A 9,906-nucleotide genomic window follows, 5' to 3' on the forward strand; every position below is an offset into this window, starting at 1 on the left:
ACGCAGCCCGTCCTGCGGACACGGTGCGGATGCGCCGGCGCCGACAAGGTGTCGGTGGGGGTCGCGGCGTGCTCAAGAGCGGCTAACACGCGTTGGCCGTTGGATTCGTCCTGGAAGTTGTCGGAAGGTATGGATTGTTCCGGACGGTCTGTGGGGGTTCGCGCGGCCTTTGCCGTCGGCGCTCGCCGGGTGCGAACGCAGGGCGGTTCTGGTTCGGGACGGCGCCGGGCAGGATGAAGCACATGTCTGCTTTCCCGCCGCGGTACCTGTCCCTGCCCGAAGAGTTCGTCCTGCTCTCGCATCTGGACTCCGGCAGAGTGCACGACTCCGCGCAGACGGCGGTCGGTTGTGCGGCTGCCGAACTCGGCGAACTCGCGCTGCGCCGCAAGCTACTGGTCCTGGCCCGCAAGTCCAGGAAGTTCGGTTTCGAGGTCTACCGCCTGCAAGGCGATATCCAGCTGCTCGACACCAGTCCCACCGGCCTCGCCTGGGCCGACGAACTGCTGGCCGAGCCGGCGCTCCGGTCCGCTTCCGAGAACAAGCCCATCGCCCTGAGCCGGTGGCTCCGACAGCGCGGCCGTGAAGCGTTCTCGCTGCACCGGGACGCGCTGACCGATCGCGGCGTGCTGCGCTACAAGCCCGGCGGTTTTCTGGGGAGGGAACGCCATTACCCGGACCTCGCTGTACGCAACGCGCTGATCAACGAGGTCCGCGCCGCCCACGGCGGGCAGAGTCCGCTGTCTGAGCAGATGCTGTTCCTGTGCGACCTCGTGGAGGGCGCCGAACTGACGAAGGACCTGGGTCTCAAATCGAGCTGGCGCCAGAGGCTGGAACGCGCCCGCGGTGTCGGGGCGGTGGAGTCACTCCCCGAAGACCTGCGGGACACCAGTACGGCCCTCGGCTTCTCGGTGCCGACCAGACACGACGGGGGCTAGGGGCTAGCCAAGAGCGCGGTCGAGGTTGAACGCGGCGCTGATCAGTGAGAGGTGGGTGAACGCCTGCGGGAAGTTGCCCAGTTGTTCGCCGGTCAGTCCGATCTCCTCGGCGTACAGGCCGACGTGGTTGGCGTAGGTGAGCATCTTCTCGAAGGCCAGCCGGGCGTCCTCCAACTGTCCGGCGCGGGCGAGCGCCTCGACGTACCAGAAGGAGCAGATCGAGAATGTGCCCTCGGTCCCCCGGAGGCCGTCCGGGCTGGATTCGGAGTCGTAGCGGTAGACCAACGAGTCGGACACCAGGTCCGCGGTGAGCGCGTCCAGGGTCGCGAGCCATTTAGGGTCGGTGGGTGCGATGAATTTGGCCATCGGCATCATCAGCACAGAGGCGTCGAGTACGTGGTCGTCGAAGTGCTGAACGAACGCCCCTCGTTCAGCAGACCAGCCGCGTTGCATGATCTGGCGGTAGATCGCATCACGGTTCTGCCGCCACCGGCGGTGGTCCGCGGGCAGGCCGCGGCGGTTCGCCATCCGGATGGCCCGTTCTATCGCCACCCAGGACATCAGCCGCGAATACAGAAAGTTCCTGCGTCCCCCGCGCGTTTCCCACACGCCGTCGTCGGGTTGGTCCCAGTGGTCGCAGAGCCAGTCCACCAGTACACCGATCTCCTCCCACCGATCGCTGCTGATGGGCTGTCCCCACTTGTCGTACAGATATACGGAGTCGATGAGCGCTCCGTAGATGTCCAGCTGGAGCTGGCCCGTGGCGGCATTTCCCACCCGCACCGGGGCGGACCCCATGTAGCCCTCGAGGTGTGGCAGCTCGCGCTCGGGCAGCTCGCCGCGCCCGTCGATTCCGTACATGATCTGCAGCGGACCCGCGGGGCCGCTGCCACGCATGATGCCCCGCTCGGACAGGAAGCGCATGAACGCATCGGCTTCTCCGGTGAAGCCCAGCCGGAGCATGGCGTAGACACAGAAGGCGGCGTCACGGACCCATACGAACCGGTAGTCCCAGTTGCGCTCGCCGCCGATCCGCTCGGGCAGGCTGGTCGTCGGGGCAGCCACGATCGCACCGGTCGGCGCGTAGGTGAGCAGCTTCAGGACGAGCGCGGAGCGGTGCACCATCTCCCGCCACCGTCCGTGGTAGCGCGAGCCGGCCAGCCAGTTGCGCCAGAACCTGACTGTTGTCTCGAACTGGTCCTCCGCCTCGGCCTGGGGACAGGCTCGCGGAATGACGTCATCAGTGATGTGGTCGAGGGCGAACACCGCGGACTCGCCTTCGAGGAGCTTGAAGCGCGACGTCACGTCCAGGCCGTCGCACTCCAGAGTCGCGGTGGAGGTCAGCGCCAAGGTCAGGCTCTCGGACCGAAACAGTGCGTTGTTGCCCTGCAGCTGGGCGGAGTGCGGTTCGGCCCCGTAGCCGAAGCGGGGAGCCACCCGCGCTGTGAAGGGAAGCGATCCCCGGACGCAAATCACCCGCCGGATCAATCGGTGCCGGGCCGCCGCGCCCGAGTCGTCGGCGACCGGCATGAAGTCCTGGATCTCGGCCACCCCGTCGGAGGCGAAGAACCGCGTGATGAGAACGTTGGTGTCGGGAAAGTAGAACTGCCGAGTCCGCGTCGGCACGTCGGCGGCCAGCTCGAACGATCCGCCCCGGTTCGCGTCCAGAATGGAGGCGAACACACTCGGTGAGTCAAAGCGCGGGCAGCAGTACCAGTCGATGGTGCCGTTGGTGCCTACGAGCGCCGCCGTATGAAGATCGCCGATAAGGCCGTGCTCGGCGATCGGCAGATAGGGCGAGGAGTCGCCCACTTGTCCGAATCCGGCGTTCGCCATACCGGCCTCCTTACGGCCGCAGGGCGCACTGTGCGTACACGCGATAATAGATCTCCACGGCGGCGGACGCCATCGCGGTCCGGCAGCGCTCCAGAGTGAGATCACACGGTCTGACCTGGCATGACGTACTGCAGGACAGGGGGCGCGAGGCGCGGACGACGCATCGCTGAGTCATGTCGGAACGCACGCGGCGGGGCCAACGCCTGGCTCCACGACAGGAAAGCAATTGCTGCGTCAAGCAATTAAGATGTTCGTATGTCAACCACTGAGCAGCCGCCGGAACCCATGAGTGCGGACGAGGAAGCGCTGGTGCGCCAGCTCGGCCGGGTGATGATCGTGCTGCCCCGCGTGGTCGACGCCGACATGATGCGCGAGCAGCATCTGCCGCTCTCCGAGTACACGACGCTCATGTATCTGTCAGAGGCCCCGGACCGGCTGATGCGCATGAGCGAGCTCGCCGCCGTCTGCAACCTCTCCCTGAGTGGGATGACCCGCGTCGTCACCCGCCTGGAGAAGCAGGAACTGGTCGAACGGACCAGGTGCGACGAGGACGCCCGCGGCTGGAACGCAGTCCTCACCGATGCGGGCCTCGCCCGGCTGAAACAGGCATGGCCCGCCCACCTGGCCAGCGTCCGGCGCCACGTCCTCGACCACGTCGAAGGCGCCGACCTGACCCAGCTCGTCCGCGTACTGCGGCGCATCGCGACCTGACACAGCTGGTGATCCGAGGGGTACGGCATGACCAACCCTGCAATCGGTCAGGGCGGTGGGGGAGGCATCCGGCAGCCTGCGAGCGGGCGCTGCAGGCCAGGCGTGTGATCGGCGGGGAACCGGAGCGGATCGTCGTGGCCGACGGCAGGGCCCGTGGCGGCCACGAGCGGGAGGCCTTGGGCGTCAGTGCGGGTAACCGTTCGCGCCCCGGGTCAGCGGTCGGCGATGTCCTCGCGGAGGCCGTCGGAGAACTCCCACCACGACAGCGGAAGCCAGTCGCCGTCGACGAAGGCATCGACGGTAGCGCCGCGACCGCGTACAGCCACCGTCGTCCCGGGCGGGTACGTGGTGCCGGACAGGCCGGGTACTGGGACGAGCAAGGTCCCGAGTCGTTGTGCTGCCACTCCTCGCCCTGCCTTCCATTTCTCGGTGTCACACCAGAGCGGATATTCCTCCCGAGGTTACCGGGTTGTCTGTCGGCGTAGGTCGGAGAATCATGAGAGATAGGTCACGCGGATTATGGCAGGTGGGGGCATAAATCGCATGTGCTTTGCCGAGCGAAGGAGGCAGCCATGAAAGCCGTCGTGTACAAGGGACCGTTCACCGTGGCGGTCGAAGATGTTGAAAAGCCCAAGATCCAGCACCCCAACGACGTGATCGTACGGGTCACCTCCACCGCGATCTGCGGCTCTGACCTGCACATGTACGAGGGCCGTACCGCGGCTGAGCCCGGCATAGTCTTCGGCCACGAGAACATGGGAGTGATCGAGGAAATCGGCCAGGGCGTCACCTCGCTCAAGGACGGCGACCGCGTGGTCATGCCCTTCAATGTCGCCTGCGGGTTCTGTACGAATTGTGTGGAGGGATTCACCGGATTCTGTCAGACCGTCAATCCCGGCTTTGCGGGCGGCGCTTACGGATATGTCGCCATGGGACCCTGGCCGGGCGGCCAGGCGGAATACCTACGCGTTCCCTACGCCGACTTCAACTGCCTGAAGCTGCCGCCGGGGAACGAGCAAGAGACCGACTTCATGCTGCTCGCCGACATCTTCCCCACCGGCTACCACGGCTGTGAACTCGCCCAGGTCCGCCCGGGCGAGAGCGTCGCCGTGTACGGCGGCGGGCCGGTCGGGCTCATGGCCGCCTACTCGGCCATGCTGCGCGGCGCGAGGAAGGTATTCGTCGTGGACCGGGTTCCCGAGCGGCTGGAGAAGGCCCGGGAGATCGGCGCGGTTCCGATCAACTTCGCCGAGGGCGATCCGGTGGCGCAGATCAAGGAGCAGACCGAGGGCATCGGCACGGACAAGGGCGTGGACGCCGTCGGCTACCAGGCGATGGCGCACGGCACCGACCGCGAGGAACCGGCGACCGTCCTGAACTCGCTCGTCGGCACGGTCCGTCCCACCGGAGCGCTCGGCGTTCCCGGCCTCTACGTCCCGGCCGACCCCGGAGGCCCCGACGAGCAGGCCAAGAAGGGCATGCTCCTCGTCTCGATCGGCAAGCTCTTCGAGAAGGGCCTGAAGGTGGGTACGGGGCAGTGCAACGTGAAGCGCTACAACCGGTACCTGCGCGACATGATCATCGAGGGCCGGGCGAAGCCGAGCTTCGTCGTCTCGCATGAACTGCCCCTGGACCAGGCGCCGTCGGCGTACGACAAGTTCGACAAGCGGATCGAGGGCTACACGAAGGTCGTGCTGCACCCGTAGCGGCACGTCCGACGGCAGAGCGAATGTAGCGGGGCTCCCGCGCCCGGCTGAGTGCCGGGCGCGCGGGGCCCCGTCCTACCGTGGCGATGAACCAGCGCCCGCGTCCTTCGGGTCGTGCGGCGGGCTGTCTGCTGCGGGCTGGTCTGCTGCGGGTCAGCAGACCCGGGTCGCCAACAGGTCAGGCTGCGGCTTCTGCCAACTCCCGTGCCGGCTCCTCAGCCCTGTCGTGGGTGATGGCCGAGTAGAACACTGTGCTGCCCTGCTTGGTGCGCTCGGCCTTGCTGCGGGCGACCAGCGTTTCGCTGGCTGTGCGCACAGCGTTGCCGTTGACCTTGCGGTTCTTCTGGGTGTCGGTGAGGGCCTTGGTGATCTCGGCGTTGGTGCGCGGCTCTGACTGCTGGGTGAGGTATTCGAAGACGAGGGTCGTCATCGCCGGCCCGGTGTCCGACTTCGCTCCGCTGCCCGCCTTGCCCGCCTCGGTGTCCTTGGCCGCCTTGGTGTCCTTGGCGCCCTTGGTCTCCTTGGCGGGAGTGCCTGCCTTGGGCGCCCGGGCCGTAGTGGTCTTCCTGTCCGCCTTCTTGGGGGCGGCGGCGCTGGTTTTGTTCGCCCGGCGTGGTGCAGGCATCGCGGACTTCTTGGGGGGTGCTGTGTCTCCCAGGGCTTCACTCATGCTCTGCAGCAGTGCGTGGTCCTGCTCCAGGTTGGTGAGCTGAGCCTGCAGGGCTTCGATGTCCGCCCGGATGCGCTGCTGTTCGGCGGTGTTCTGCTCCAGGTCGGCGGTGACTCTGGCGGCGTACTGGGTTTTGAGGTTGGTGTTCTCCGACTCGGACACAATGACTCCTCGCTGCGGGGGCTTTGGTGCGGGACTCTACTCACCTATGGCCAGTGTGTATGTGTCCGTCGGCAATACGTCACCTCAGGGGGGCCGCGAGCCGGGCCTTCTCGCGGCGCAACGTACTCTGTTGACATGATCGAGGGAATACATCTTCGGCCGGTGGCAGAGGAAGACCTGCCTCTCCTGAATACGCTTCACAACGTCGGCCCCGAGTCTGCCTCGTCCTACGCCTGGTTCGGCTTCTCCGATCCCACGCAGAGGCGGCGCCGCTGGGCAGAGAACGGAATGCTGACCACCGACTCCGGAACTCTCATCGTGGGAAGTCCTCAGGAGACCATGGGTTGCGTCTCATGGCGCCGGACCGCCTACGGACCGCTCAACCATGGCTGGAACATCGGGATTGGCCTGCTCCCTGAAGCACGCGGCCGCGGAATCGGCACCCAAGCCCAAATCCTGCTCGTCCGTTACCTCTTCGCCCACACTCAGGTGAACCGTATCGACGCGCACACCGATGCCACGAACGTCGCCGAGCGCCGCGCCCTGGAGAAGGCAGGCTTTACCCGAGAGGGCATCATGAGAGGCGCCCAGTTCCGCAACGGCAGCTTCCGCGACATGGTCCTTTACAGCATCCTGCGCCACGAAGTCACCCTCGGCTGAAGCCAGATCCTGCTGACTCGGATCTCCGGCCTCCCGGGTTCCGGGCTCGCTCCTCGTCGACCCTTGGCGCCTCGACCAGTGCACAGGAAAGAACAAGGCCTTCATGCCCACCCCGACGACCCGTCGCTGCCTTCTCGCTCTCGCCGGTCTCACGGTGTTTGTCGCCGGATGCTCCAGTCACGCACCAGACTCCGGCAATCCGTCGTCCCCCGCTGTGTCCGCGCCCGCCCAGAAGAGGGTGCTGCAACCGACACCGGACGCCGCATTCGACTACCAGTTGGGTGGCTCCTACCCACCGCCGCAAACGGCCAGGGCCCTGTCCCGCGACCGTACTGCCAAGCCGGTGCCTGGCCTCTACAACATCTGCTACGTCAACGCCTTCCAGACGCAGCCCGGTGACGCTGTCGCCTGGTGGAAGACCAAGCACCCCGAACTCCTACTGCGCACCGAAGAAGGCGAGTTGGTTGTCGACGAGGACTGGGACGAGCCCCTTCTCGACATCTCCACTCCGAACAAGCGCACCGCACTGCTGAGCATCGTCGGCCCCTGGATAGACGACTGCGCCACTGCGGACTTCGACGCTGTGGAACCCGACAATCTCGACTCCTACCAACGATCCGACGGACTGCTCACCGAAGGCGATGCCATAGCCTTCGCCCAGCTCCTTGCGCAACGCTCCCACAAACAGGGTTTGGCGATCGCGCAGAAGAACACCACCGATCTCCTGGACGATCACGCGCGGATCGGCTTCGACTTCGCTGTCGTCGAAGAATGTGCTCACTACGACGAATGTTCCGACTTCGCAACTGCCTACAAGGGCAAGGTCTTTGACATCGAGTACAAGGATCAGGATTTCCGCGATGCCTGCCGCAGCTGGGGCAGGCAACTGTCGATCACGCTGCGCGACCGCGACGTCCGCCCGGCAGGCCAGAGTGGATACATCTACCAGCACTGCTGAGCACCAGTGCCACTGGCACTCGTTGGCGCCGGCCTTCGCGGCTGGCCCCGCGTAACCGCGCACGGGGCGGGACGACGGATCGTCGGTGAGGTTGCTGTACTTCTCTGCTGTACTGCTGGCCCTGGATGTGGGGCGACACGGGGTGGTGGAGGGATGAGCGTGGGCAGTCGGGGAGTGCTCGGAGTGCTCGGAGTGGTGGGTACGGCGACCGATGGAGTCGAGACGCTGCGTACCGGCCTGGTGGAACCGGCGTTGGCCCTTGGATGGCAGGTGGCCGTGACGCTGACTCCGAATGCCGGCCGATGGCTGAGCGCGAACGGTGAGCTCGAAAGACTTGAGGCGGTGACCGGGCTGCCGGTGCGGGACACCCCGCGCCTGCCCACTGAGCCCCGCCCCCATCCTGTCGCCGACTGCTTCGTTGTCGCCCCTGCCAGCGCGAACTTCGTCGCCAAACTCGCCACGGGGATCGCAGACAATCAAGCGCTGACGCAGGTGGGCGAGGCTCTTGGCACGATCGGTGTGCCGGTGGTGCTCTTCCCCCGGGTCAACGCTGCCCACGCGCGTCATCCCGCGTGGGAGCAGCACATCAACGCCCTTCGCATCGCGGGCGCGGATCTCGTCCACGGGCCGAGTGTGTGGCCACTGTACGAACCCCGCGAGGGTCCGGCTGACCGAGAGCTGCCCTGGTCGGCCATCCTGGAGACCCTGACCCGCGCTGTACGGTCTCCGACCAGGAGACCCGCGCCGTCCCGTCTCGCCCCGCCCGCCCCGCAGACGCCTGAGCGGCCGGTCCGTGGCCCGGGGCACCCGCCGACCGGCCCTGGCATGCACCGGATCGGGCTGCATGGCGGTCCTGCTGTTCGGTGCGGTCAGGTGATGGCCCTCGTATGCCTTTCATGTGCCTTTCATGCCGTGTAGGGCCGCCGGAGGTCGAGGAGGAGTTCGCCGGTGACATCCCACAGAGCGCGCTGGACCGCTTCGTCACGGCCGACCTCTGGGCACTCCAGGGACTTGGCGTCCTTGGCGGCGAAGTAGCCTCCGGTGCTGCCTGCGAACGCCGGGTCGGTCGCTAGCCGCACGATGATCCCGGCACCGTGCCGGGGATCGCCGATCTTCAGGCGGGTGAGGACTTTCTCCAGGGCCCCGGAGAGCGGGAGTTCACGTCCGAGGCCGGTGGTGTTGAACCCCGGGCTGCAGCAGGTGACCGCGACTCCCGTCCCCTCCAGCTGCCGACCCAGTTCCTGTGTGAACATGATGTCCATCAGCTTGGTCCGGCCGTACAGCCGGGCCGACTCGCGACGGGTGTAGTCCGCAGTGCTGGTCAGATCCCGGAGCGGGTTGACATCACGGGCCCGGCGGGAGGCGCGGGAGGCGACGGTGACGATCCGGGCAGGCGCCGAGGCCGTGAGCTTGTCGCGCAGGACATCGGTGAGCACCCAGGGCGCGAGATAGTTCACCGCGGTCATCTCGGCGAATCCCTCCGGCGTGACCCGCTGCGAGAAGGCGTGCACACCCGCATTGTTGATCAGTACGTCGATGCGCGGGTAGTGGGCGTCGATCTGCCGACCTACGCGGTGAACGTCGCCGACCAGTGACAGATCGGCAAGGAAGACGTCGACCGGGGTCTGCGGCGCGACTTGCTCGATCTCCCGCCGCAGGGCGTCGGCCTTCTGCCGGCTGCGGGCGACGAGGCCGAGATGGGCGCCACTGCGGGCCAGGTCGAGAGCGGCGAGTCTGCCCAGGCCATTTGTGGCACCGGTCATGACGATGACGGGCCGAGTGTCCACGGGGGTTTCCCTCCTCATCTTCGGGGCAGTGGGAGGCGAACGCCTGGCCGACCTGGACAAGCTTCCCCTTACCCATGCTCCACCGGCGACCTGAGTCTTTCCTGGCAAAGGAACTTAGCGCCCTTCACGAGTAGCAAGTCGATGCCGGGGGACGGGCGGTCCTCGGGCGCCGGGCCGGGCCGGCGGGTGGGGTCCTCCATCTGCACGACGGCCGCATCCACCTCGGCGGTGAGCACCAGCAGATCCGGGACGCTCTCCGCGTCGCCTGCCCCAGTCACCCTGTGCAGGCTGTGTGCTCGGAACACGGGCGTCTGGCTCTCACCGCTGCCTCCCGCCCCGGGGTCTGCCGCGGGGCAGGCGGGTGATCGTCCGTCAAGCTCCGTTGAGTTCCTAACGGACGTCAAGTAGCTCGTGGTGTTCTTGAGGGCTGGTTCGTAGGGTGGTTGTCGACGGGCCGGTTGCCGGAGCACTTCGTGACTCC

General features: G+C 66.8%; 11 protein-coding genes. 6 read left to right on the top strand and 5 right to left on the bottom strand.

Annotation, left to right across the window (positions count from 1 at the left end):
* The first annotated feature begins 242 nt into the window (after window positions 1-242).
* Window positions 243-935: a GPP34 family phosphoprotein gene (locus ACFYWY_RS25525; protein WP_389190335.1), complete on the top strand. Its 693-nt coding sequence runs from the start codon at window positions 243-245 to the stop codon at window positions 933-935.
* Between the two features lie 3 nt (window positions 936-938).
* Here the strand turns inward: ACFYWY_RS25525 and ACFYWY_RS25530 are convergent, their stop codons facing one another.
* Window positions 939-2,771 (bottom strand): glycoside hydrolase family 15 protein, encoded by a 1,833-nt coding sequence (locus ACFYWY_RS25530; RefSeq protein ID WP_389190336.1) that lies wholly within the window; start codon window positions 2,769-2,771, stop codon window positions 939-941.
* A 255-nt stretch (window positions 2,772-3,026) separates the two neighbouring features.
* Here ACFYWY_RS25530 and ACFYWY_RS25535 point away from each other — a divergent pair, with 255 nt between their 5' ends.
* The gene (locus ACFYWY_RS25535) at window positions 3,027-3,482 is read left to right on the top strand and encodes a MarR family winged helix-turn-helix transcriptional regulator (RefSeq protein WP_389190337.1); all 456 of its coding nucleotides are present in this window, start codon (window positions 3,027-3,029) and stop codon (window positions 3,480-3,482) included.
* Window positions 3,483-3,694: 212 nt separating this feature from the next.
* On the opposite strand, the gene ACFYWY_RS25540 is transcribed toward ACFYWY_RS25535, so the two are convergent.
* The gene (locus tag ACFYWY_RS25540; protein ID WP_389190338.1) at window positions 3,695-3,886 is read right to left on the bottom strand and encodes a hypothetical protein; all 192 of its coding nucleotides are present in this window, start codon (window positions 3,884-3,886) and stop codon (window positions 3,695-3,697) included.
* Between the two features lie 168 nt (window positions 3,887-4,054).
* Here ACFYWY_RS25540 and ACFYWY_RS25545 point away from each other — a divergent pair, with 168 nt between their 5' ends.
* On the top strand, window positions 4,055-5,188 hold the full coding sequence (locus ACFYWY_RS25545) for a glutathione-independent formaldehyde dehydrogenase (RefSeq protein WP_389190339.1): 1,134 nt from the start codon (window positions 4,055-4,057) through the stop codon (window positions 5,186-5,188).
* Window positions 5,189-5,366: 178 nt separating this feature from the next.
* Here ACFYWY_RS25545 and ACFYWY_RS25550 read toward each other — a convergent pair whose 3' ends face one another.
* Complete coding sequence (locus ACFYWY_RS25550; RefSeq protein WP_389190340.1) at window positions 5,367-6,020, bottom strand: hypothetical protein; 654 nt, start codon at window positions 6,018-6,020, stop codon at window positions 5,367-5,369.
* Between the two features lie 135 nt (window positions 6,021-6,155).
* On the opposite strand from ACFYWY_RS25550, the gene ACFYWY_RS25555 reads away from it, so the two are divergent.
* From ACFYWY_RS25555 to ACFYWY_RS25565, 3 genes are all read left to right on the top strand, one after another.
* On the top strand, window positions 6,156-6,680 hold the full coding sequence (locus ACFYWY_RS25555; protein ID WP_389190341.1) for a GNAT family N-acetyltransferase: 525 nt from the start codon (window positions 6,156-6,158) through the stop codon (window positions 6,678-6,680).
* Window positions 6,681-6,783: 103 nt separating this feature from the next.
* Window positions 6,784-7,638 carry an endo alpha-1,4 polygalactosaminidase gene (locus tag ACFYWY_RS25560; protein ID WP_389190342.1) on the top strand — a complete coding sequence of 285 codons (855 nt, stop codon included), beginning with the start codon at window positions 6,784-6,786 and terminating at the stop codon, window positions 7,636-7,638.
* A 153-nt stretch (window positions 7,639-7,791) separates the two neighbouring features.
* The gene (locus ACFYWY_RS25565) at window positions 7,792-8,556 is read left to right on the top strand and encodes a flavoprotein (RefSeq protein WP_389190343.1); all 765 of its coding nucleotides are present in this window, start codon (window positions 7,792-7,794) and stop codon (window positions 8,554-8,556) included.
* Here the strand turns inward: ACFYWY_RS25565 and ACFYWY_RS25570 are convergent.
* Window positions 8,544-9,425, bottom strand: a complete 882-nt coding sequence (locus ACFYWY_RS25570; RefSeq protein ID WP_389190344.1) for an SDR family NAD(P)-dependent oxidoreductase — start codon at window positions 9,423-9,425, stop codon at window positions 8,544-8,546. The two genes, ACFYWY_RS25565 and ACFYWY_RS25570, sit on opposite strands and share 13 nt — an antisense overlap.
* Before the next feature lie 68 nt (window positions 9,426-9,493).
* Window positions 9,494-9,703, bottom strand: a complete 210-nt coding sequence (locus ACFYWY_RS25575; RefSeq protein WP_389190345.1) for a hypothetical protein — start codon at window positions 9,701-9,703, stop codon at window positions 9,494-9,496.
* Window positions 9,704-9,906 lie beyond the last annotated feature (203 nt).

It is taken from the genome of Streptomyces sp. NPDC002870 (assembly GCF_042888505.1).
Taxonomy (GTDB): domain Bacteria; phylum Actinomycetota; class Actinomycetes; order Streptomycetales; family Streptomycetaceae; genus Streptomyces.